Annotated in this window: 25 protein-coding genes; 8 read left to right on the top strand and 17 right to left on the bottom strand. The window is 63.8% G+C overall.

Annotated features, from left to right (window positions below):
• Positions 1-12: 12 nt before the first annotated feature.
• Entirely contained in the window at positions 13-894 is an 882-nt protein-coding gene (locus CKO25_RS12165) for a pirin family protein (protein WP_200388204.1), read from the bottom strand.
• 55 nt (positions 895-949) lie between these two features.
• Complete coding sequence (locus CKO25_RS12160) at positions 950-1549, bottom strand: FMN-dependent NADH-azoreductase (RefSeq protein WP_200388203.1); 600 nt, start codon at positions 1547-1549, stop codon at positions 950-952.
• A 115-nt stretch (positions 1550-1664) separates the two neighbouring features.
• On the opposite strand from CKO25_RS12160, the gene CKO25_RS12155 reads away from it, so the two are divergent.
• Both CKO25_RS12155 and mtgA read left to right on the top strand, forming a co-directional pair.
• Positions 1665-2606, top strand: a complete 942-nt coding sequence (locus CKO25_RS12155; RefSeq protein WP_200388201.1) for a LysR family transcriptional regulator — start codon at positions 1665-1667, stop codon at positions 2604-2606.
• A gap of 84 nt (positions 2607-2690) precedes the next feature.
• The gene (mtgA, locus tag CKO25_RS12150) at positions 2691-3422 is read left to right on the top strand and encodes a monofunctional biosynthetic peptidoglycan transglycosylase (protein WP_200388200.1); all 732 of its coding nucleotides are present in this window, start codon (positions 2691-2693) and stop codon (positions 3420-3422) included.
• Between the two features lie 30 nt (positions 3423-3452).
• On the opposite strand, the gene CKO25_RS12145 is transcribed toward mtgA, so the two are convergent.
• Positions 3453-4382 carry an NAD(P)H-binding protein gene (locus CKO25_RS12145; protein ID WP_200388198.1) on the bottom strand — a complete coding sequence of 310 codons (930 nt, stop codon included), beginning with the start codon at positions 4380-4382 and terminating at the stop codon, positions 3453-3455.
• Positions 4383-4640: 258 nt separating this feature from the next.
• Here CKO25_RS12145 and CKO25_RS12140 point away from each other — a divergent pair, with 258 nt between their 5' ends.
• Positions 4641-5342 (top strand): SDR family NAD(P)-dependent oxidoreductase, encoded by a 702-nt coding sequence (locus CKO25_RS12140; protein ID WP_200388197.1) that lies wholly within the window; start codon positions 4641-4643, stop codon positions 5340-5342.
• Between the two features lie 6 nt (positions 5343-5348).
• Here the strand turns inward: CKO25_RS12140 and CKO25_RS12135 are convergent, their stop codons facing one another.
• Positions 5349-5702 carry an HPF/RaiA family ribosome-associated protein gene (locus CKO25_RS12135; protein ID WP_200388196.1) on the bottom strand — a complete coding sequence of 118 codons (354 nt, stop codon included), beginning with the start codon at positions 5700-5702 and terminating at the stop codon, positions 5349-5351.
• A 150-nt stretch (positions 5703-5852) separates the two neighbouring features.
• The gene (locus CKO25_RS12130) at positions 5853-6050 is read right to left on the bottom strand and encodes a hypothetical protein (RefSeq protein ID WP_200388195.1); all 198 of its coding nucleotides are present in this window, start codon (positions 6048-6050) and stop codon (positions 5853-5855) included.
• 80 nt (positions 6051-6130) lie between these two features.
• Here CKO25_RS12130 and CKO25_RS12125 point away from each other — a divergent pair, with 80 nt between their 5' ends.
• Complete coding sequence (locus CKO25_RS12125; protein ID WP_200388194.1) at positions 6131-7063, top strand: zinc finger domain-containing protein; 933 nt, start codon at positions 6131-6133, stop codon at positions 7061-7063.
• A 135-nt stretch (positions 7064-7198) separates the two neighbouring features.
• Here CKO25_RS12125 and CKO25_RS12120 read toward each other — a convergent pair whose 3' ends face one another.
• Positions 7199-7786, bottom strand: a complete 588-nt coding sequence (locus CKO25_RS12120) for a hypothetical protein (RefSeq protein ID WP_200388193.1) — start codon at positions 7784-7786, stop codon at positions 7199-7201.
• Positions 7787-8096: 310 nt separating this feature from the next.
• Here CKO25_RS12120 and CKO25_RS12115 point away from each other — a divergent pair, with 310 nt between their 5' ends.
• The 4 genes from CKO25_RS12115 to pilV all read left to right on the top strand — a co-directional run bounded on the left by CKO25_RS12115 (position 8097) and on the right by pilV (position 11147).
• Entirely contained in the window at positions 8097-8831 is a 735-nt protein-coding gene (locus tag CKO25_RS12115) for a GspH/FimT family pseudopilin (protein ID WP_200388192.1), read from the top strand.
• Entirely contained in the window at positions 8825-9610 is a 786-nt protein-coding gene (locus CKO25_RS12110) for a PilW family protein (RefSeq protein ID WP_200388191.1), read from the top strand. Before CKO25_RS12115 ends, CKO25_RS12110 begins: the two co-directional genes overlap by 7 nt.
• A gap of 12 nt (positions 9611-9622) precedes the next feature.
• Positions 9623-10681 (top strand): pilus assembly PilX family protein, encoded by a 1059-nt coding sequence (locus CKO25_RS12105; RefSeq protein WP_200388190.1) that lies wholly within the window; start codon positions 9623-9625, stop codon positions 10679-10681.
• Positions 10682-10766: 85 nt separating this feature from the next.
• Positions 10767-11147: a type IV pilus modification protein PilV gene (pilV, locus tag CKO25_RS12100; RefSeq protein WP_200388189.1), complete on the top strand. Its 381-nt coding sequence runs from the start codon at positions 10767-10769 to the stop codon at positions 11145-11147.
• Between the two features lie 126 nt (positions 11148-11273).
• On the opposite strand, the gene CKO25_RS12095 is transcribed toward pilV, so the two are convergent.
• The 11 genes from CKO25_RS12095 to CKO25_RS12045 form a co-directional block, all read right to left on the bottom strand.
• Positions 11274-12542 carry an O-succinylhomoserine sulfhydrylase gene (locus CKO25_RS12095; protein WP_200388188.1) on the bottom strand — a complete coding sequence of 423 codons (1269 nt, stop codon included), beginning with the start codon at positions 12540-12542 and terminating at the stop codon, positions 11274-11276.
• Positions 12514-14028 (bottom strand): amidophosphoribosyltransferase, encoded by a 1515-nt coding sequence (gene purF, locus CKO25_RS12090; RefSeq protein ID WP_200388187.1) that lies wholly within the window; start codon positions 14026-14028, stop codon positions 12514-12516. The genes CKO25_RS12095 and purF overlap by 29 nt, the downstream gene beginning before the upstream one ends.
• Before the next feature lie 168 nt (positions 14029-14196).
• A complete protein-coding gene (locus tag CKO25_RS12085) occupies positions 14197-14694 on the bottom strand; it encodes a CvpA family protein (RefSeq protein ID WP_338115122.1) in 498 nt (165 codons plus the stop codon).
• A gap of 184 nt (positions 14695-14878) precedes the next feature.
• Positions 14879-15529 (bottom strand): SPOR domain-containing protein, encoded by a 651-nt coding sequence (locus tag CKO25_RS12080; RefSeq protein WP_200388186.1) that lies wholly within the window; start codon positions 15527-15529, stop codon positions 14879-14881.
• A 184-nt stretch (positions 15530-15713) separates the two neighbouring features.
• Positions 15714-16991, bottom strand: coding sequence for a bifunctional tetrahydrofolate synthase/dihydrofolate synthase (gene folC, locus CKO25_RS12075; protein WP_200388185.1), 1278 nt, complete (start codon positions 16989-16991; stop codon positions 15714-15716).
• A gap of 17 nt (positions 16992-17008) precedes the next feature.
• A complete protein-coding gene (gene accD / locus CKO25_RS12070) occupies positions 17009-17890 on the bottom strand; it encodes an acetyl-CoA carboxylase, carboxyltransferase subunit beta (protein ID WP_200388287.1) in 882 nt (293 codons plus the stop codon).
• 127 nt (positions 17891-18017) lie between these two features.
• Positions 18018-18839: a tryptophan synthase subunit alpha gene (trpA, locus tag CKO25_RS12065; RefSeq protein WP_200388184.1), complete on the bottom strand. Its 822-nt coding sequence runs from the start codon at positions 18837-18839 to the stop codon at positions 18018-18020.
• On the bottom strand, positions 18836-20053 hold the full coding sequence (gene trpB / locus CKO25_RS12060) for a tryptophan synthase subunit beta (RefSeq protein WP_200388286.1): 1218 nt from the start codon (positions 20051-20053) through the stop codon (positions 18836-18838). Before trpB ends, trpA begins: the two co-directional genes overlap by 4 nt.
• A 16-nt stretch (positions 20054-20069) precedes the next feature.
• Entirely contained in the window at positions 20070-20699 is a 630-nt protein-coding gene (locus CKO25_RS12055) for a phosphoribosylanthranilate isomerase (RefSeq protein WP_200388183.1), read from the bottom strand.
• Between the two features lie 25 nt (positions 20700-20724).
• The gene (truA, locus tag CKO25_RS12050; RefSeq protein WP_242467589.1) at positions 20725-21570 is read right to left on the bottom strand and encodes a tRNA pseudouridine(38-40) synthase TruA; all 846 of its coding nucleotides are present in this window, start codon (positions 21568-21570) and stop codon (positions 20725-20727) included.
• Positions 21571-21623: 53 nt separating this feature from the next.
• Positions 21624-23371 (bottom strand): FimV/HubP family polar landmark protein (locus CKO25_RS12045; RefSeq protein ID WP_200388182.1); only part of this gene is annotated, 1748 nt, incomplete at its 5' end.

Here is a 23371-nt window from a genome sequence, read left to right as displayed (position 1 = left end):
CCCTAGGGGCCTTCAACGCATGAGACCGAAGTCCCGGATGGCATCCCGAATCTCATCGAAGCTGTTCATCACGAAGGGACCGTATTGATGAATCGGCTCGTGTAGCGGGCGCCCAGCGAGCAGCAGCACCCGCGCGACCGTCGGTGCCTCGATCACCACCCCATCGGCCTGCGCGCGATTCTCCAGAATGCCCAGCTGTTGCGCGGCAACGTCTTGCCCTGCAACCCGCACCGCGCCGCGATAACAGTAGAGAAACGCGTTGTGGTCCGCGGGCAGCGCCTGTTCGAATCCCGCTCCGGCAGGCAACTCGAGATCGAGAAAGAGGGGCGCCGTGGCCTCGCGGGTGACCGCGCCGGTGACACCATGGCTTGTGCCCGCGATTAGGGTCACGGCGACCCCTTCGTCCGTCACGAACCGCGGCAGTTCGGCGGCTGTGTAGTTGCGGTACCAGGGGTCGATGAACTTCTCCCGTGCCGGTAGATTCAGCCAGAGTTGGAAGCCTTCCATGCGACCGTCGGTCTGCTGTGGGATCTCCGAGTGGATCAGACCCCGTCCCGCGGTCATCCACTGCACGCCGCCGGTTTCAATCAACCCTTCATGACCGGCGTTATCGCGATGCAGCATGCGCCCCGCGATCATGTAGGTCACGGTCTCGAAGCCGCGATGCGGATGGTCGGGAAACCCAGCAAGATAGTCATCCGGATCGTCACTGCCAAACGCGTCGAGCATCAGGAAGGGATCGAGCCGCCGCTGCAATGGTGTGGACACCACGCGGGTCAGGTTCACCCCGGCACCATCGCTGGTGGCCTGTCCCACCATGACGCGCTCGATTCGGCGCGAATGGCGGAGGGATTCGACAGCGGTGGTGACGGTGTTTGCCTTGATGTTGCTCATCGCTCATCCTGCCATGCGATTGCAGTGGGTGCGGGTTCGACATGAGACCAGCGGATCATGCGAAGGCCGCCGCGAGATCGGCCTCGGCCTCGGCGAGACCGCGGGCGCATGAGTCCTCGCCCAGATTCAGCCCTTCGGCATAGCAGAAGTGGATCTCCGTGATCCCTAGGAAGCCGAACAGGGTCTTGAGATAGGGAACTTGCGTGTCGGCCGGCGAATCACGATAGCGCCCACCACGAGCCAGCGCGACATAGACCTTGCGACCGCTGAGCAATCCAACCGGACCCTGTTCGGTGTAGCGAAAGGTGACACCGGCACGCGCGATCGCGTCGATCCAGTTCTTCAGTTGCGCGGGAATGGTGAAGTTGTACATTGGCACCCCCAAGACGAGGATATCGGCCGCCTGCACCTCCGCGATCAAGGCATCATCGTGGGCAACACGAGCCGCCTGTGCTGGCGTGCGCTGCTCGGCGGGCGTACTGAGCGCCACGAGTGCCGCGTCATCCATCATCGGATGGGGATGCGCCCCGAGGTCGCGCTGAATCACGCGGGCATCCGCGTACTGTTCACGCAGACGCGTGACGATTCGCTCGGCGAGGCGGGTCGAGTGTGATGCCGCGGCACGCGCGCTGGTGTTGATCTGAAGGATCTGCATGGTTTCGGTTCCAGGGTTGAGAGTGGTGCTTGCCCATCAGGTGGTGCTTGCCCATCAGATGGTGCCGCCCACTCAGCGCCAGTAGAACGCGAATTTGGATTATAGTGTTCCACTCATGGAACGCATCGACCCTAACGACCTCTTGTTTTTCGCTCAAGTCGCTGACTCCGGGAGCTTTCGTGGTGCCGCTGAACGCCTGAATCTGCCCAAGTCGACCCTCTCGCGGCGCATCAGTCAGCTTGAGGAACGGCTCGGCGAGCGTCTGCTCTTGCGCACCACGCGACGTCTGACCTTGACCGAACTCGGTGAATCCGTCCTGGCGCATGCACGCCAACTCGGCGAAGAGGTCGATGCCGTGCGCGCCCTCGCGGAACAACGCCAGGCCGAACCGAGCGGGCGACTCCGCGTCTCGATGCCCGGAGATTTCGCCACGCAATTGCTCGCTAACATGCTGTGCGAATTCGTTGCACGCCACCCGGGCGTGTGGCTTGAGTTGGATCTCTCACCTCGCAGGGTCGACCTGCTCGCCGAGGGGTTCGATCTTGCCGTGCGAACCGGGGTGCTCGAGGACGACGCCTTATTGGTTGCACGCCCCCTCGCGGTGTTCGAGATCGGGCTCTATGCGGCGCCTGGTTATCTGACGCGCGCCGGACGTCCGCAACACCCGGATGAGTTGTCGCGACATCACCTCCTGTGTCTGCTCAGCCGTGGTGGAGAGAGCAGTCAGTGGCACTTGAGTACGGCCGGTAGGACCTGGACCGGACAGCACGGCTGCCGTGCCTCGGCTAATTCACCTGACATCCTGATCGCCCTCGCCATCGCTGAGTCGGGGATCGCCGCGATCCCAGCGTGTTATGCGGCAGCGCCGCTCGCACGGGGGCAGCTGCAGCGCGTTCTCCCCGACTGGACACTGCCGCGACAAACGGCTTGGGCGGTCTTCCCCGGACGCCGACTGATGCCGATCAAGACACGCCGGTTCATCGACATGCTTGAGGCGGCGCTGCGCCAAGCGCCTGGGATTCGCCAGAAGGACCCGCGCGAGGCCACGCATCCGTGACGTTCGCTGTGCGCCACGCCGGGTCGAGACCGATGGTGTCTTGCTAAAGGGAAGCCGGCCTCGCGCCGATGGGATGACTGAGTCATGAGTAAACGTCCTCGCGCCAAGCGCACACTGACCCGCTGGCGTCGGCTGAGACGCTGGCTGGTGATCGGCCTCGCGACCATCCTGGTCTGCACGGTCGTGCCGGTCGCGGCACTGCGTTGGCTCGACCCACCGACCTCCTCGTTCATGCTCCAGCGGTGGGTCGCTGGACTGTTCGACCCTGCGCTCCAGGTCCATATCCATCACGAGTGGACGGATTGGGATCGCATCCCGGATGCGGTCAAACTCGCCGTCCTCGCCGCCGAGGATCAGCGCTTTCCCAGCCACCGTGGTTTCGATCGCATCGAGATCGAGCGCGCCATCGCGCGCCACCGCGCGGGTGGACGGCTGCGGGGGGCCAGTACCATCAGTCAACAGACGGCAAAGAATCTCTTCCTCTGGTCCGGTCGCGATCCTGTGCGCAAGGGGCTCGAGGTCTGGTTCACGCTGCTGATCGAAACCTTTTGGTCGAAGCAGCGTATCCTTGAGATCTATCTCAACATTGCCCAGTTCGGTCCTGAGACCTACGGTGTCGGCGCCGCAAGCTGGCGCTATTTCCATCGACCACCGGCTACCCTTACGGCCGCGGATGCCGCCTTGATGGCCGCTGTCCTGCCGAATCCTCAGATCTATCGGTTGGAGGCACCCTCAGCCACTGTCCGGCGTCGCGCCGAGCACATTCGCTTGCAGATGCGACGACTCGGCGGCGTCGCCTATCTGCAGCGGCTCTAGGGCGCGACCACCGCGGCCGCGACGCCCGGATCAAGCGGGGCGGTTCAGATAGTCGAGCCGATCGATCCCAAAGGGTGTTGGCACCAGCCCCAGGCGCGCGAAGCTGTCATTTTCTGTACAGACGTTGCCTTCCATCAGCATCTCGATCTGATCGCGGGAAATGGGGAACCAGGCATAGCGGTCGAAGAGACTCGCGGTCGCCTTCACCGCGATGGCCGGCGCGGGAAGCATCAGCTTCGTCTTCCCCACGGCGGCCGCGATGGTGGTGAGGATCTCCTTCCAACTGAGACGTTGTGGGCCGCACAGGCTGTACGTCTGTGACTCGGTTCGCGACTCGCTCAGAGCCAACACGAAGGCCGCGGCCACGTCATCGATGAAGACGGGAGCCAGCTCGAACCCTCCTGCATTCCTCGGGATGAGTCCGCTGTAAAAGAGTGGTGCCGGGACGGGACTGTCGATGATGTCTTTCTTCAGTTGCGAACAGAATTCCATGCGCCCTTCCGGATCACCGAAGATGACGGAGGGACGAAAGATAGTCCAGCGTAATCCTGATTCCTTCAACGCCTCCTCCGCGAGAAATTTACTGCGCTGATAGGGAGTCCCGTCGGCGCGAATCCCGTTTGCGCTCATCAGAACGAACCGCTCGACCCCCTGCCGCTTCGCGGCGGCGATGGTGTCTTCAACCCCAACCCGCTGCAAGCCATCGAACGTGATCCCGCGCTGCGGAAACTCGCGCAGGATCCCGATGAGGTAGATCACGGCCTCGGTGCCTGCGAGACAGCGCTCCAGTGCCGCCGGATCGCTCACCTCGCCCGCCACCACCTCACACCGATCCGGATCCTGGATCCGATGCTCGCGCCCGGGACGCACCAACAACCGCGGCTGATGCCCCGCGGCGAGTAACTGACGACAAATCGCAGAGCCGACAAAACCAGTCCCACCGATGATGGAAACCTTCATAAGATCCTCCCTCCTGAACCTGTACCGAAAGAAGTCCGCAGTCACGTCGCGAGGCGACGGTGTCGGACCAGGTGCTGCGGACACGATCTGACATCCACCTTCAGCATGCCCATGCACGCATGCGAACGCAGCGCCCGCACAGAATCGAACATGCGCGCCCCGAACGGGATCGCAAGTCCGGGACGTCCAGGTCTTGTAAAAGGAGGGGATGGACTGAACTCTTGCGGGTTAGATTAATCACTCATGCAGGGTGCTGGAATGTCGAAAACGACTCTGATCATCGGTGGCACGTCTGGAATCGGCGCAGCCGTTCTGGACGCGCTTCTCGCGCGCGACCATCAGGTCTTGCAGCTCTCACGTCATCCGGAGAGCGGGATCGAGCATCCCCAGGTCCGCCACGAACGATGGGATGCCCGCACCGAACCCTTCCCGAGTGCCGCGCTCCCCGAGCGACTCGACGCCTTGGTTTACTGTCCAGGAACCATCCGGTTACGTCCCTTCGAACGCCTGACTGAAGCGGAGTGGATGGAAGACCTCGAAGTCAATCTTCTCGGTGCGGTTCGTGCGCTCCAGGGTGCACGCAAGGCGCTCAATGCCGCCGACACCGCCAGTGTCGTTCTCTTCAGCACGGTGGCCGTGCAAACGGGCTTGCCCTTCCATACCTCAATCGCGAGCGCAAAGGGAGCGGTCGAGGGACTGACGCGCGCCCTCGCCGCGGAGTGGGCGCCACGCATTCGTGTCAACGCTGTCGCGCCCACCCTGACAGACACCCGTCTCGCGGAACGCTTACTAAGTCACGAGGCCAAACGCACTGCCGCGATCGAACGCCATCCCCTACGCCGCATCGGCACGCCGGCGGATGTGGCCAAGGCCGTGGTCTGGCTGATCGAGGAGGCCCAACTGACCACTGGACAAATCATCGCCCTCGACGCGGGGCTGGCCACACTACGAACGACGTGACGGTCTTCAACCACCGACGGCCGTGGCGCCGAACGTGGCTGATTTGGAGGTGGCGGGATGGACGACTGAGCGGCGCGCGCGGCGTAGGTTGCGACGCGCCAGATTGAAAACCTCGTTGATGGCTTCGGAGGCCGTCTTGTGAGCTCCACGGACGATGACAGGTCGCCCGTGTGTCAACTTCGCCGCCAGCTCGCAGCGCACGCGATGACCGTGAAGGGGGTCAAACTCTTCCTGAATGGTCGCGTTTGCTTCCAGCTCATCTCCCGGGAAGCGCGCTGCCAACTTGGCCGCCTCCGCTTCGATCAGGCGACGGATGTCGCGATCCAAGGCGAGGGTGTCCCCGCCGATCTTGATTGGCATACTCGTTCGATCTCCGCAGACCCGCACGCGCACGCAGGCTCAATGGCGGTCGCGATACATGTACTGGGTCGGTTCGTGGGGGTAAGCCGTGCGAGTCACGACGCGTGGCTGAGACAACCGGAACGGAATGGAAACTGGACGTAACTCGGCTTACACGCAGATCATGGCGCCCACTGCGCCGAAAAGCAAGACAACCGGCTCATGTGACCGGATTTTGTCGGACTGCCGCACCTCGGCCCCGAACACGCGAGCCTGAACGCGTGGTGGCTGGATCATGGAAACAACAAGGACTTCAGGGGATTCGAGCATTTTGTGTCGAACTTTTATTATGTTGACGATTCTAAGCATGCGAGTCTCCGCAGAGGCTTTCAGACTCCTTGTCGTGTTCCCCGCTTCGGCGGGGTTTTTTCGCATCCGTGTCAAGACGCATGCCCGAAGGCGATACAGTCCATAAGGTCGCGGCCTTTCTCGCCGAGGCCTTGAGCGGTCAACCACTCACGCGACTGCTGGTATCCGGCCGACCCATGACCCTGGGTGCGGGCCTGCTGGTCGGTCGCGTCACCAGTCACGGCAAACATCTCTTCATCGAACTGGGCACGCAGCCGGACTCGGAGCCGGCATCCGGACTTGACGTCCCGAACGCGATCCATGAGACCCCGCGGCGCACCATCCCCCCCCACCCGAGGATCTCCATTCGCGTCCATCTCGGTCTCTATGGTGCTTGGCACTGGTATCCAATCGGGCAACCCTGGCAGAAACCAATCGCGCGCGCCAGCCTGATCCTCACCGTCGCGGCGCGCGACTTCATCTGCTTCAACGCCAAGGAGGTCGCGGTCTTCAATGGCCTCGATCCCCGACGACATGACCGTACCGCCCCGCTCGGACCGGATCTCACCCGCGTCTCCCCTCCGCCCGGGATGCTGCTCGAGCGTGCCCGAGGGTTGCTCGTGCCGACCACGCCCGTGACCGATCTTTTGCTCGACCAGCGCATCGCCTGCGGGATCGGGAACGTCTATACCTCTGAGGTCTTGTTCCTTGAACATTGCCATCCCGAGACCAGGTTTGGAGCCCTCTCACTCGCCCGCTTCAGCGCGCTCTACCTCACCGCCGAGCGACTCCTCAAGGCTAATCTCGGCGGGGGGCCACGCGTCACCCGCCGCAACCGCGATGGCCGTGGTCACCTCTGGGTCTACGGGCGGGCACGGCAACCCTGCTTGGCGTGCGGTACAGCGATCCAACAGGCGCGACTGGGTCGTCACCAGCGCTCGACCTACTGGTGTCCGGAGTGTCAACGCCATGGCACATCCCCTGCCGGCGCGACCACGGCGGGTGCGTCACCTCCCACTCCCGACATCACTTGAGCCGACCGCCCACAACCGGCGTGGGGCTCTGACACAACCTGGAGCCCTGACGCCGCCGAGGGCAGCCATGGCATCGTGCCTGACTCGTCAACCGGGATCACGTGCCGATGGCGCCCACCCGGACCATGGCAACCGTCAGGGCATCCACTCGCCCGGGGCCAACGCCAGCTCCAAGGTCGCCCGATCACCTAAGACCGCGGCGATCTCATCAAGGGTAGGGGCACGCGCATCGGGCATGATCGCAACCCATCCCAGACAGGTGAGCCGCATGGGATTCTCATGGCGATCCGTATCGAACCAGAAGTGGTAGCCCTGACGGATCATCGGCGTCCCACCGCCATCGCTGTGACTGGCCAGTTGGAATCGGATCGCGTGATCTGGCCCCGGCTGCCACGGATCCGTGGAGACCAAGGACACCACATTTTGGACCTGCCGAATCCGTAGCGTGCCAGCCGGCACGACCTGCTCCTGCTCCGGATCGATCCGCCGGACCTCCAGCAAACAACTGCTAGCGGTCGCACGGCTGCGCGGGCTCGCCGAGACCATCGGTGCCCGTGCCCGGCCTGGTGCAATCCGTACCGGCTGATGGAGGGTCAGGGTGCTCCCCGGTTGCACCTCGACCCATGGACTCTCCATGGTCTCGCGCACCAGGGTCGTACAGGCCCCAAGCACAAGACTTGCCAGCAGGAAGGCAGCGATCGGTCGCCAAGGACTCAATGACATCGGTAGATCTCCCGCAGAAATTCGCACACCCGGCCCCGACTTGACACGCGCCCTGACCATCCTCCGACACAGCAACCGCGATGGCAATTGGGACAGGCTGCCAACATGGAGTGATTTGATCTGGCAACAAACACGATTAGAGTACATAATCGAACACGAAATGAATTCGTTGCGGGCTGCCTGACGTCGCGTGGCACACACCACGCCCACGTGTCCGCTCGCGGTGAGACTCGCTCGACCGGGTCAAACGCCGGAGAGCCGCCGAGGCAGGAGCTCGGTTGAATGGTTTTATCCTTAAGATGGTGCCCGAATGAGCGACATTCCAACCGGACAGGGCTATGACCGCACATTATCCCGGGGTGGCATCCAACGCGCCGCGCATCCGCCTTGCCGGCGCCAGTCCGTGACAGGGCCCCGGCGCGATCCGATCGCCACTCGCACGTCCAGCCCCCCTCCCCCTGTCAAGCCGGCGATCACGTCGGCATTCAAACCGGCGTTCACCCTCTCCGTCATGGGTGCCTTTACCTTGGTCGAACTCATGGTGACGCTCACGATTCTCAGCATCCTGCTCGGTCTCGGCGTCCCTGCCATGCACGACATGCTCGCTCGCAACCGCCTCAAGACGGCCGCACAGGCCTTGGTCGCGGATCTGCAATGGCTGCGGGGTGAGTCGATCATGCGTCATCACGCGCTCTATCTCACGATCGATCCCGAGGCCTGGTGCTATGGGATCTCGCTCGTACCCAATTGTGACTGCCGCCTCCTCGACCCCACTGTGGAGCGTGCCTGCACTCTGCCTATCTTCGGCGAATCGACCATTCAACGTGTGAGCGGGGACGATTTCCGGGGGATTGACATCACCAGCCGCTTCCCAGGATCCCCTTCACAAACGCGCTTCGATCCCAGACGCGGCACCGCCGGCCCAGGTCGGCTCACCTTCCGCTCAGAGCGTGGCGAGGAACTCGATGTCGTCCTCAGTATGCTGGGGCGCGTGCGCCTGTGCTCGCCATCGCGTCCTCCGGTGCCGGGCGTTCCGGCATGTTGAACCGGCGCCGCCACGCACCTCCCGGCGCGGTTCAGGCCGGCGTGACCCTGATCGAACTCCTCGTCGGCTTGAGCGTGGGCATCATCGTGCTCTCCGGTCTGTCGGCGGTCTATTTGCTGACGGTGCGCGGCGCGGCCGAGAACCTGCGCATCGTGCGGCTGAGCCAGGAGCTGCGTGCGGTCTTCGAGCTGATGCAGATGGATCTGCGCCGGGCGGGTTATTGGGCCGCGCCGGCGGGCGCCGACCCAACCGAAAACCCCTTCCAGCAACGGATCGGCGGCATTCTCAATGACCTCGCCACGGGTCAGGTCCAGGGCGAGCCATCACAGAGCTGCGTGACCTACAGCTATGACCTGAACGATGACGGCCTGATCGGTCTCTGTCGTGATTGCACACCCGGCGGCGCCCCCTTCGATGCCCCACCCTATGGGCGCGGAAATGTCGAAATGTTCGGCTTTCGGCTGCGTCATGGCACGGTACAAATGCGTGAACGACTCAGCTCTCCCAATGAGCTGGCCTTCGACTGTCAGAGCGGCCACTGGCAGGGGATCACCAGCGATCTGGTGCAGGTCACGGCACTCTCATTCCAGATCCATGAGCGGGCGATCAATCTCAACCCCGAGCGAGACACGGCCGATCCCTGCAGCGTGGGCGATCGCTGCCAGCGCGTACGGACGGTCACCCTCGGCATCACCGGACAGCTCGCACGCGATGCAAGCGTTCAGCAAACCCTGTCCTCTCAAGTTGCAATCCGCAACGATCGCGAGCAGATCGAGTGAGCGAGGCCATCCATGCCGATCCGCCAGACCCATATGAACCACACCGCCCAAAACGGCGCCATCACGCTCCTAGTCGGACTCATGCTCTTGATGGCATCGAGCATTCTGACCCTCGGCGTGGTCCGTCTCGGCATCATGGAGCAGCGCATGGCCAACAACGAATTGCGGGCCAAGGAGGCCCACCAGGCCGCGCAGGCAGGGTTGGAGTTCGCGCGGTCCCAACCGCTCCCACGAGCAGGAGAAGAGACGAACACCTTTCCCCAACCCAGCCTGATCGAAGCGAGTGGGGACTATCGCTACCAGGTCCTGGTCCGGCATGACCACATCGAATCCTGCACGCGTGTCAGGGCCCACGCCCAAGCCCTTGACCAGGATGGAATCGCTCACCCAAACATCAGTGCCGTCGTGAGTGAATGCCAGGAGCCGGCCTCCCTGTTGCGAACCGGATTCGCCGGAGGCGCGCCGCCCTTGGTCGTCAACGGTTGTCTCGGTCGCATCACCGGTAACCCACGCATCCATCCGAACCGCTGCGATGAAGAACAGACGCACGAGGCGAATCCGGTGTGCCAGCCCATCGCCTTGGTGTCCTCGCAAGGGATGACCTGCCTTGAGACCGGCCATCTGGACCTGAACGAGGGCGTCGTCGTCGCCGAGGGCTTTTCCGGATCGGCCTGGGATTACCTGTTCGCGCTTGATCAAGCCAGCATGCGCGCGCTCGCGGACATCCCAGACTCAGGAGTGCACTGGATCACCGCTCGAACCTCCTGGAGGGGGGCAACGGGGAGCCCCGAACAACCGGTGATTCTGATTTTCGATCAAGCGGCAGGATGTCCAAAGTTCCTTGGCAATACCACCCTGTATGGGATCATCTATTATGCCGAACCGTCCGAATGCGACAACCAAGGCTGGGGCGCGGTCACCGTCCATGGTTCGGTGATCTTGGAGGGATCGTTGGGCGCGCTCAATGCCAACACCGAATTGCGCCATTGGAGCCTTCTCAGCCATGCCGGTCCCTTGGCCCGCGCCGGATCGCGGCTCAGTCGCCCCGGAAGTTGGCGCGATTGGGACTGAGCAATGCCAGGTCATCCCTCCAGTGCACCAACCCAGAGACCGCCGAGAGCCCGTCACGGCAGGCTGGCAGAGACGATCGAGCGCGTTGGGATTCAGCCTGGTCGAGGCCATGATCGCGCTCCTGGTACTCTCGGTTGGGCTCCTTGGTCTGGCCCAGATCCAGGTCCGCGTCTTGAACAGCATGGGCCTGGCCAAGGCGCAAACGACCGCGGTGAATCTCACCCAAGAGAAGATCGAGTCCCTGCGAGCGAGCCCCTTCGCTGAGATCCAAACGGGGATGGACGAGCCAAGCGAACGCGCGGGTGATCACAGTCGCTATGCGCGCCGCTGGGTGGTCACGCCCACCACTCCAGGCGCAGGCACGGTGAAACACATCTCCGTGACCACGCAATGGACCACGCCGGATGGGGACACCCGTGAGGTCACATTAACCACCATGGTCGCACCTAGACCGCTGGCCGACTAAAGGCGCCCCGGCGCGGCGAGCGGTCTGGGGGTCCGATCGGTGGCGCTTTGCGTGACGCAACCGCCCGACTCCGCTTGCCGCAGCACGCTCAGTCCGCTGTGTCGAGCCCGCACTCGCCTTCGCCGATCAATCGAGCGCCTGCTCAGGCCAGGTCGAGAAGCCCCGCAGCAGATCCGCCTTGAGATCCTCGATCTGCTCGAGCCCAACCGCAATGCGCACCAGTCCCTCGCTGATACCCACCTCCTCACGCTCCGCTGCAGTGAGTCGACCGTGGGTCGTCGTGGCGGGATGGGTGATGGTTGTCTTCACATCCCCGAGGTTGGCTGTAATCGACATGAGACGCGTGGAATCGAGCAGATGCCAGGCCCCCAGACGCCCACCTCGCACATGGAAAGACACGATTCCGCCGCCCGTACGCTGCTGTGATCCCACCAGATGGTGCTGTGGGTGATCGGGCAGACCTGGGTAATCGACCCGCGGGACCATGGCCTGTTGCTGCAACCATGCCGCCAAGTGCGCGGCGGCGCGAGCGTGCGCGAGCATGCGGAGCTCAAGCGTCTCAAGACCCTTCAGGAAAACCCAGGCATTGAATGGGCTCATGGTCGGGCCAGCCGTGCGCAACACCCCGAACACTGCCTCGCCGACCTGTTGGCGGTCGCCGACCACCGCCCCGCCGACACAACGTCCTTGGCCGTCCAGATACTTGGTCGCGGAGTGGATCACAAGATCCGCGCCCAATTCGAGCGGCCGCTGCAGTGCCGGGGTACAGAAACAATTGTCGACCACCAGCAGACAGTCGTGACGATGAGCGATCGCCGCCAAGGCGCGAATATCCACCATCTCGGTGAGCGGATTCGAGGGCGTCTCACAGAAGAGGAGACGCGTCTTGGAATCGATCGCTGCCTCCCAGGCCGCCAGATCACTCAGCGGGACATAGTGGGTCGTGATCCCGAAGCGGGTCAGATAGCGGTTGAAGAGTAAGGTGGTGCTGCCGAACAGGCTGCGTGAGGCCAGAATGCGATCGCCGGCCTGCAGCAGCCCCATGCACACGGCGAGGATTGCCGACATCCCCGAGGCAGTCGCCACGCAACGCTCGCCACCCTCCAGCGCAGCGAGACGCTCCTCGAACGCGCGCACCGTGGGGTTGGTGAAACGGGAGTAGATGTTTCCAGCTTGTTCGCCCGCGAACCGGGCGGCGGCCTCGGCCGCGGTTGCGAAGACGAAGCTCGAGGTCGTGAAAATGGGTTCACCGTGCTCGCCCTCGAAGGTGCGCTGATGTCCGACCCGGATCGCACGGGTTGCAAACTGCGCGGACGGGATCAGCGGCTCCGGGGACGGGATCTCGACCGGTTCGTCCGCGGACGGGTCAGGCGGAATTGTAGAGGTCAATGACATTCTCACTGAACGATCCCGATGCACGCTTGGCGACATCGTTGCGATTTGCCTCGAGCGCGTCGAGGTATGCTGGCGTGACATCACCGGTGATGTAGACACCGTCGAAGACCGAGGTATCGAACCGATCAACGTGGCTCTTGCCCTTCTTCTGCACGGCGTCGATCAGGTCATCGAGATTTTGGAAGATCAACCGATCGGCGCCGAGCTCCTGCGCGATCTCGGCCTCCGTGCGGCCATGCGCGACCAACTCGCTGGCCGCCGGCATATCGATGCCATACACGTTAGGAAAACGCACGGGCGGCGCGGCCGAGGCGAAAAACACCTTGTGCGCCCCCGCCTCGCGCGCCATCTGAATGATCTGCCGCGAGGTGGTCCCGCGCACGATGGAATCATCGACCAGCAAGACATTCTTCCGGCGGAACTCCAGATCGATGGCATTGAGTTTCTGGCGAACCGATTTCTTCCGCACCGTCTGTCCCGGCATGATGAAGGTTCGCCCGATGTAGCGATTCTTGATGAATCCCTCTGAGTAGGGCACGCCCAGTTGATTGGCGAGCTGCAGCGCGGCAGTGCGACTGGTGTCGGGAATCGGAATCACCACATCGATCCCATGGTTCGACCACTCACGCTTGATCTTCACCGCCAGCTTCTTACCCATCCGCGAACGCGCCTTGTGCACCGAGATGTTGTCGATGATGGAATCCGGCCGCGCGAAGTAGACGAACTCGAAGATGCAGGGCGAGAGGATCGGTTGCGCCGCGCACTGATGGGTATGGATTCGCCCGTCGACACTGATGAAAACCGCCTCACCCGGCGCCACGTCGTCGATCAGAGTGAAGCCGATGGTATCGAGTGCGACACTCTCCGAGGCGATCATGTACTCGGTCCCGGTCTCGGTGTCGCGACGCCCATACACTAGCGGGCGGATGCCGTGTGGATCGCGAAACCCGAAGACGCCGAACCCTGGAATCATGGCCACGGCGGCGTAGCCCCCACGGCAACGTTGATGCACTCCGGCGACCGCGCGGAAGATGTCCCCTTCATCGATTCGCAGTTTGCCCTGAATCTGTAATTCGTGGGCGAAGACGTTGAGCAGGATCTCGGAGTCGGACTCGGTGTTGAGGTGCCGCAGATCATCGACGAAGAGATCCCGCTTGAGATCCTCGGCGTTCGTCAGGTTCCCGTTGTGCGCCAGCACGATCCCGTAAGGCGAGTTGACATAAAACGGCTGGGCTTCGGCCGAACTGGAGGCACCCGCGGTCGGATAGCGCACGTGACCGACCCCCATGTTGCCCCGCAACTGCAGCATGTGGCGCATGCGGAAGACATCGCGCGTCAATCCATTGTCTTTACGCAGATGCAGTTTTTCGCCCTGACAGGTCACGATCCCAGCGGCATCCTGGCCACGGTGTTGAAGCACGAGCAGTGCATCGTAGAGGGCTTGATTGACCGGATGATGACCGACGATTCCGACGATTCCGCACATGAGTTTCCCGCCCGCTGCCGATCCAGATGGATGAGGCTGCATGCCGCTGATTGCCAGCGCGCGACTATAGCGCGCCGCCCCACTCCCAAACAACGCACTGACGTCACATCAAGGCGGAACCGGCAAGGGGAGTGAGCGCCGCGCCTCTGCCCTCCTAGGATCGCGATCCTAGAGATTTCGGATCTTCGCCTGGATCTCTGGCGGGACCAGCTCGATCAGCCAGGCGGCAACGTGCTCGAATTGGCTGACCAGTTGTGATTCTTGCCACCAAGCGTCCTGCGTGATGGGTGTGTAATTCATCAGGAACACCGCCATCGCGACGATGATGACACCGCGCGCCGCGCCGAACCCCAGCCCTAGTAACCGATCAAGTCCACTCAAGCCGGTCTTTTCAATCACCACCGAGAGCATGGCACCGAGGATCGCCCCGAGCACTAGAGTGGCCAGGATCAGGACGATGAAGGCGATGGCCAATCGCACCGATCCCTGAGAAAGATAGGGCACCAGCAGTTCCGCAACCTGCGCATGGAAGAGCCAGGCAACAACGATCGCCGCGATCCAGACCCCGACGGAGACAACCTCGCGAATCAGCCCGCGAGCCAGGCCCACCAACGCCGATAGGATCACCACCCCGATGATGACGAAATCAAGCCAATTCAACGACACTCAGATGCTCCTCGCCGGGAAGGGGATCGACAGCAGCGGCCTCCGGTGTCCGGCGCGCGACACATGCCGGACACCCTGACCGATGCGCTCGGGGATGATGACGTGCCGCACGCTGAGCGAGACCGAGCGCACCGGTCTGATGGGCGGACGCCATCGATTCAGAGCCGATTCATCCGCCAGCGCATCAGGGATAACGTGAGACAAAGGGCCGATCCCGAAACTGATCAGCGAGTCGCCGCGCAATCCGATCGGCGTTCGCACGATCGAGTTCCGGTCCCACGCGGACACGGTAGAAGAGCCGACCACTGACCCGAGCCGGCTCGACGAAGGCCGAGTAACCCTGGCCGCGCAGTTGCTGTGCCATCTCCTCCGCACTCTCCGATGACCCCAGGCTCGCGACCTGAACCACCCAGGATGGCATCCCATCGTCAGGCGCTAGCGGGGGGGGGGCGGACGGCGCAGGCACGGCTGGGGCTGCCTCGGCCACGGGATCGCTCACCGGCGCCGCGGGCTCATCAAACGCGATCTCATAGCCGCGATCATCCTCTTCGCGCGCGCCGGCCGGCGTGCCCAGGGAGCCAGGCCCATTCACCGGCGCGGGATCCGTGAGGGGTTCATCCTGGATCTCACCCAAGATCGCCTCATCCGGAGTCAGAAAGGTTTCCGAGTTGAACTGCGGCTCGAACGGAGGTTCATCCGGGATCCGATTCAGGACCTTCGCGTCCACCTCGCCCTCTTGCGAATCCGGATCCGGAAACAGCAGGGGAACGAAGATCACGGCCAACACGACCACGACGACGGCCCCGACCAAACGCTTCTTTGCGCCTTCTTGCATAAGTCCTGTCCTACCACGACGAGAGACCGGGCACGCCTGGATCGGCCAGTCCACCACCACCCTGGACGCCAAGTGACAGCGTGAGGGGAAGCAGGTCATCTGCCGTCATCGCGTCGCTTCGCTTCAGTCTCAGTTTAACACGACTGCCGAGCACGCCCGCGGTCCACTCCAACAAGTTTGAACATCATCTCGATGTCGATTCGATCCAACGCAGACCGGCCGCCACCGTCACAAACGAACCGGTCACGAGCACGACATCACCCGGCGACGATGCAGCCGTCACCTCCCGCAGGGCCATATCCAGGGTCGCGCAGTGACGGCTCACCGCGATGCCACCCTGTTCGGCAACAGCCGCGTCGAGACGTTCGCACGGCATCGCGCGGGCGTCGTCGCTCGCCGCCAGGAACCATTCGGCCACCAAGGGCGTCAGCGGTTCGATGAATTTCGCGGGCGACTTGTCTTCGAGCATGGCCAGCACCGCACGGCAACGCCCGGGCTTCGTGAAGGTTCTAAGATTGGCCGCAAGTGCTTGCGCTGCTTCACCATTATGGGCCACATCGAGAATCCAGGTCACCGGCCCCGGGACCACCTGGAAACGCCCCGGCAGCCGCGCCTGCTGTAACCCTATGCGCAGGGCGGCGATAGGCGCTGGCACCGACTCACGCAGGAGCCGCATGGCCGCAATCGCCGCCGCGGCATTCGCATACTGCACCGTACCCCGCATCGCCGGTTCCGGTAGGGCCAAACGCTCACCGTCCGGCCCGACCCAAATCCAGCCTGCGTCGCTGCGCTCCACGCGCATCTCCCGCCCGAGTTGGACCGGTCGACTGCCGATCCGCTCGGCCTGCTCGCGCAAGGATGCCGGCGCGTCCGCTTGCGCGATCACCGCTGGGCGATGCGCGCGAAAGATCCCCGCCTTCTCCACCGCGATCTGATCGAGCGACGTCCCCAACCAGGCGGTATGATCCAGGCCGATCGAGGTCACGATCGCGACGTCGGCATCCCACAGATTCACGGCATCCAGCCGGCCACCGAGCCCTACTTCGAGGATCATGAGCTCGGGCTCGGCGCGCACAAACAGATCCATCGCCGCCAGGGTGCCAAACTCGAAATAGGTTAGCGCCGTCGCGCCCCGCGCCGCCTCCACCCGCGCGAACGCCTCACACAGCGGCTCATCCCCGATCTCCTGACCGCCAAGGCGGATCCGCTCGTTGTAACGCAGCAGATGCGGAGAACTGTAGACCGCGGTGCGATACCCGGCCGCCCGGGCCATGGCCTCGAGCATCGCCACGCACGACCCCTTGCCATTGGTACCGCCAACCGTGATCAGCGGACAAGGCAGACGCGCCGGACCGAGCCGCGCCCAGACCGCCGCGACACGCTCTAGCCCCAGTGCGATGGACTGCGGATGCAACCGCAGTTGCCACTGCAACCAGGCGTCCAGATCAGGGAAGCGGTTCATCTGCTCGTACGCGCGCGTTAGAGCGGCACCACCGTGCGGATATAGCGCGAACGATGGGTCAGGATCGCCAGCAGATCAGCGATGCGCTCACGCAGATCACGGCGATCGATGATCATGTCGAGCCCACCTTTTTCCATCAAGAACTCACTGCGCTGAAACCCCTCGGGGAGTTTCTCATGGACGGTCTGCTCGATCACCCGTGGGCCAGCAAAGCCAATCAGGGCATTGGGCTCGGCGATGTTGAGATCACCAAGCATCGCGAGACTTGCCGACACGCCGCCCATCGTCGGATCGGTCATGACGGAGATGAAAGGCAGCGACTCTTCACGCATCCGCCCGAGCACGGCGCTCGTCTTCGCCATCTGCATCAGCGAGAAGAGGCTCTCTTGCATGCGTGCCCCGCCGCTCGCGGCGAAACAGACATAGGGCGAATCCCGCTCTAAAGCGGCCTCGGCGCCGCGCACGAACCGCTCGCCCACCACTGAGCCCATCGAACCGCCCATGAAGCTGAACTCGAAGGCCGCGGCCACGATGGGCTGCCCCTTCAACCGGCCCCGCATCACGATCAGCGCCTCTTTCTCGCCCGATTGCTTCTGCGCCTGAATGATCCGATCCTTGTACTTTTTCAGGTCCTTGAATTTCAGTGGATCGAGCGATTCCAGTTCAACCCCGATCTCCTCGCGGTCGTCCACGTCGAGAAAGGTTTCGAGCCGACGGCGGGCACGCAGGCGCATGTGGTGGCCGCACTTCGGGCAAACCTCCAGATTCCGCTCCAATTCGGCGCGATACAGGATTGCCTGACAACCGGGACATTTGGCCCAAACCCCTTCAGGGACTGCTCGTTTGTTGCGCGCCGTCGTGCGGATCCGGCTCGGGATCAGCTTCTCGAACCAACTCATGCTCTTATCCATCGCATGCTTGAGCGTGGCTCCGCGCTCGCCTTTTGGATCCTCAAGCGAATCGGATCCGCTACGCGGTTGCGGATCATCGAGTTGCGGCAAGGCCTGCTGGATACGGGTCGGCGGCTTAGGTGACATGGGCATCGACCTCATCGATGGCGTGGCGCAAACTCCCTAGGAAGGTGGCAATCGCGCCTGGAATGTGCTCGGGTGTCGCGGCCATGGCCTCGATCCGGCGCACGATCGCACTGCCCACGATCACGGCATCGGCAACCTTGGCAACCTGCGCGGCGGCCTCCGGACTGCCGATCCCGAACCCGACACCCACCGGCAACGACACGAGTGATTTGATGATCGCAACCTGCTCGGCCACGGCAGCGGTATCGAGCTGCCCCGAACCCGTGACGCCCTTGACCGAGACATAGTAGACAAACCCCGTCGCCACCGCGCCGATGCGGCTGATGCGCGCCGCGGTCGAGGTGGGCGCCAGGAGGTAGACGAGATCAAGCCCTTGGGATTTCAGGGCCGCGACCAGGTCGTGTCCCTCCTCCGGAGGCACATCGACAATGAGTGCGCCGTCGAGACCAACCGCGTGCGCGGCGTGCGCGAAATCCGTGTAGCCCATCACCTCGATCGGGTTGAGATAGCCCATCAGGATCACCGGCGTTGCCTGATCCTCGAGGCGGAAACGGCGCACCATCTCCAGCACATCGTCGAGCGAGACGCCCAGGGCGAGCGCACGCTCGGTGGCTCGCTGGATCACCGGACCATCGGCAATCGGATCCGAGAAGGGCACCCCGAGTTCGATCAGATCCGCGCCCGCGGCGACCATCGCATGCATCAGTGGCACCGTCACCTCGGGCGCAGGGTCACCGGCCGTGACGAAGGGGATAAGCGCGGTACGTCCCTGCTCGCGCAGCGTTTCGAAACGCGCGGCGATCCGACTCATTGCTGCTGCCCGTCGTGGCTGGCAACCGTGTGCATGTCTTTGTCTCCGCGTCCTGACAGGTTCACGATGATGGTTTGATCCCGACCCATGGTGGGCGCGAGCTGGTTCACGAAGGCCAGCGCATGACTGGTCTCAAGCGCTGGAATGATCCCTTCGGTGCGGGTGAGATGATGAAAGGCGCGCAAGGCCTCGTCATCGGTCACCGCATGATAGTGAGCACGCCCGCTGTCCTTCAACCAAGCATGTTCCGGTCCGACCCCGGGATAGTCCAACCCGGCTGAGATCGAGTGCGTCTCGATGATCTGTCCGTGATGATCCTCCATGAGGTAGGTGCGGTTGCCATGCAGCACGCCCGGCCGCCCGGCGCACAAGGGGGCGGCATGCCGCCCGGTGTGCAAACCGGCGCCCGCTGCCTCCACCCCATGAATGGCCACCTGCGCGTCGGCGATGAAGGGATGGAAGAGACCGATCGCGTTCGAGCCCCCGCCGACACAGGCCACCAGCGCATCCGGAAGCCGGCCGGTGCGCTCGAGCATCTGGACGCGCGCCTCGCGCCCGATCACCGCCTGGAAATCGCGCACCATCGTCGGGTAAGGATGCGGGCCCGCGACGGTGCCGATGATATAGAAGGTGTCATCAACGTTCGTCACCCAATCGCGCATCGCTTCGTTCAGAGCATCCTTGAGGGTGCGCGAACCGGAGGACACCGCGACGACGTCCGCCCCCAGCAATCGCATGCGGTAGACATTCGACTTCTGGCGCGCCACATCGACCTCGCCCATGTAGACAACGCACTGCAGACCCAGTCGCGCCGCCACCGTCGCACTCGCCACCCCATGCTGACCCGCACCGGTCTCGGCGATGATGCGGGTCTTGCCCATGCGGCGCGCCAGCAGGGCCTGTCCGATGGTGTTGTTGACCTTGTGCGCACCGGTGTGATTCAGATCCTCGCGCTTGAGATAGATCTGTGCCCCCCCGAGTTCGCGACTCCAGCGCTCGGCGTGATAGAGCGGCGATGGACGCCCCACATAGTCGCGCAGATCGGCATCCAACTCAGCGAGAAACCGTGGGTCGGCCATATGCTGCATGTAGGCGAGACGCAGTTCCTCGAGTGGATGCATCAGGGTCTCGGGGACGAACATCCCACCGTAGGGGCCAAAGTGCCCGCCCGCATCCGGCCAATCATAGGGCACGCCCGTTGAGGAGTCGCGCATCACGCCGCGCTCGCGATCATCGGCAGTTGTCGACATCCGTCACCCTCTGCATGAATGTATGAATCTGATCGTGGTCCTTGACCCCTTTCGCCGCCTCGACACCTCCGCTGACATCCACCCCGAAGGGGCGCACCTGGCGAATCGCATCGCCGACCGAGGTGGCGTCGAGACCGCCGGCCAGGATGATCGACGACGCCATCTCGGCGGGGATACGATCCCAATCGAAACGGCGCCCGGTGCCGCCCGCGCGCGCCGGGTCATAGGTGTCGAGGAGCAACCCTGCCGCGTCCCGATACCGGAGGCGCTCGGCACGCGGATCCGTCTGTGGGCGCATCCGCACGGCCTTGATCCAGCGACGCGCGAAGGCGGCACAGAAGTCCGGTGCTTCATCGCCGTGAAACTGCAACAGCTCAAGCGGCACGCGCTCAAGAATATGGCGGATACGCGCGGCATCGGCATCGACGAAGAGGCCGACCGCGGTGACGAACGGCGGTACAACGTCGCAGAGCGCGCGCGCCTGCTCGGGTGTCACCGCGCGTGGGCTTGGCTCATGAAAGACGAAACCAATCGCATCGACACCGGCGGCGACCGCGGCGGCGACATCCTCGTGGCGCGTGAGCCCGCAGATCTTAACGCGGGTTCTCATGGTTGGCGACTCCAGCGGACCTTACTCATGACACCACCCTGCTCTCCGAACCGTCTGGGGCCGTTGTCCCCGGGAGCTCCATCGCCCCGTCACGCGGTAATGGGTACTCGACGGGATAATCCACACGGGCAAAATACAGACCTTGTGGTGGCGCAGTCACCCCAGCGCGTCGCCGATCACGCGCCGCGAGCAGCTCGCGCGTCCATTCGACCGGCGCCTCACCACGCCCGATTGCCATCAGTACACCCACGATATTGCGAACCATATGGTGCAAAAAACCGTTCGCCCCAACCCGAATCTCGATCACGTCACCCAGCTCCTCGACCGCGAGATAATAGAGATGCCGCCGTGGGCTCTTGGCCTGGCAGGCCACCGCGCGGAAACTCGAGAAGTCGTGGAGCCCGACCAGGGCCCGCCCCGCCTCCGCCATCCGGGCCGCATCCAAAGGGCGATGGGTCCAGAGTGCCCGGTGTCGATCCAGTGCCGAGCGCGTCGCGCGCACCAGGATGCGATACCGATAGTGTCGGGACAAGGCGCTGAAGCGGGCATGAAAGGCCGGCGCGGTCTCGCAGGCCCAGCGGACGGACACATCGGGCGGCAGCGTCACGTTGGTCCCCAGGACCCAGGAGCGCGCGGTGCGGCACGCCGAGGTATCGAAATGCACCACCTGTTCGAGTGCGTGGACGCCCGCATCGGTGCGCCCGGCACACTGTACCCGTACCGGGTGATCGGCCACGCGCGCGATCGACGCCTCCAAGGTCTCCTGCACGCTGCGCACACCGTGGCGTTGGGCCTGCCAACCCAGGAAGTCGGTCCCGTCGTATTCGACGCCCAGCGCGATGCGCCGCGGCGAGGCAGCACCGTCCTTCAGCACAGCGGCCGCCGCAACCGGCGAAGGGTCCTGAGTGGGGTGTGATGCGCGCTTCAGCTGAGCGTCCTCAAAAGTTCATCGGCCAGTGCGCGCTGCTCCTCGCGTCCATCCGCGATGACCTCGGCAAGCACCTCACGTGCCGCCTCGGGATCATCCATCTCAATGTAGGCGCGGGCCAAGTCGATCTTGGTGGCGTTCTCGTCCCATAACTCGCCGTCGAGCGACCACCGCGCCTCTGAGCTGATGGCGTCGAGGGCCGCCAGATCACGGGCGGCCTGTTCGGCATCGACGGGCTCCGTATCCGCAAGTAGCAAGTCGACCTCTGCCGCCTGCCGCATGCGATCCGCCCGCGGTCCCACCGCAGGCTCTGGCTCGGGCGGTGGTTCATCGGTTCCCGTGCGCGCCTCGTCACGCGGTTCGGCGTCGGACACATCCCCCGAAAACTCCCAACCCTCCGGCAGTTCCACGCTCTCGGAAAGGTCCGGCGCGGGGGGCACGTCGAGTTCCTCAAGCGATAACCCCCCGAGTTGTTCCAACATCTCGATCTGCTCGTCCAGACTGTCTCTCGGCGAGGACACCGGAGACGACGCGCGCTCGGATGAGCGCGGCGGATCGATTGGAGCGGCGCGGGTCTCTGCGTGCTGGGTGGATGGGTCAGTGGACCATTCCGAGCGCGGGTCAGGCAGCACGTCCGGAACATCCGGCAAGGCTGGCAGTTCGAGATCGAGCGAAGCCGGTAACCTCATCGCCTCGGTTTGCGCCTGCTCCGGTCGCGGCGTCATGCCATCGTCTTGATCCTGCCGCGGAGTTGACATCGGCTCATTCAGCCATTCGGACAGCTCCAGATCCCCACCCAAGTCGTCCAGCGTAAGGACACCGACCGAGTTGGACTCATCCAGCCCGTGCGCCGCCGCCCCAGACAAGGTCCCAGGCAGCACATCCTCGGCGGTGGCTGGATCCGAGTCAGCGAACAACGCGGAGAGATCAAGGCCCTCGGCGAGGTCATTCAGAGCGTCCGGTCCGGTCTGGCTCGCTCCGCCCCGGTTCCTCTCACCACCCGACACCGGCCGCTCGGGGTCGGACTGCGACACCTCATCCAAGGCCGATTCCCCCAAGAGGAGCGGCAGGCTTGGCTCATCGGACGTCACAGCGGAACTCGGGTCAGGCACGGCCTGTTTGGGTTCATCGGCATCCACCGGCCAAGCGAGTTCCTCCTCCTCGGCATCCGGCGACCACGGCGCCTGCGCCTCGAGCGGGTCCGCCAATAATGCGTCCTCGTTCCCCCACAAGGCATCGAGATCGAGGGTCTCCTCGGCCTGGTCACGCGGCAGTGCCTCACTCGGCTCGGTGACCGGGGTGCTCGAGACCGGGTCCCAGTTGCCGCCGCGCTCAAGCACCTCCAGCATTTCGTTTAGATTCAGCCAAGCCTCGGGGTCCGCTTGCTCGGCACCGGCCGCACGCAACTGTTCACGGGTCTGCTTGACGCCTTCGAGATCCTTCGCCCCGGCGAACACCTCGGCGAGCTTGAATTGCGCGTCGAGACGATCGGGCGCACGCTTGATCTCGCGCTGAAGCAGCTGTTCGGCCTCCTTGTAGCGACCATAGGCGAGATAGATGTCAGCCTCCGCCAGCACATCGGCATCGTCGGTCTCCGCATCGAAATGGGCCAGCGAGCTGAACTCAGAGGCATCCCCCAACAGCTCGGATTCAGGATGCTCATCGGGTAGATCATGATCGATTCCAAAGCCGCTAAACGACGACACCTCATCAGCCGCGGCCCCGCCCGCGCCCGCTGCCACCA

This window comes from Thiocapsa imhoffii (genome assembly GCF_016583985.1).
Lineage (GTDB): Bacteria > Pseudomonadota > Gammaproteobacteria > Chromatiales > Chromatiaceae > Thiocapsa > Thiocapsa imhoffii.
This window is presented reverse-complemented; position numbering and strand designations above follow the sequence as displayed.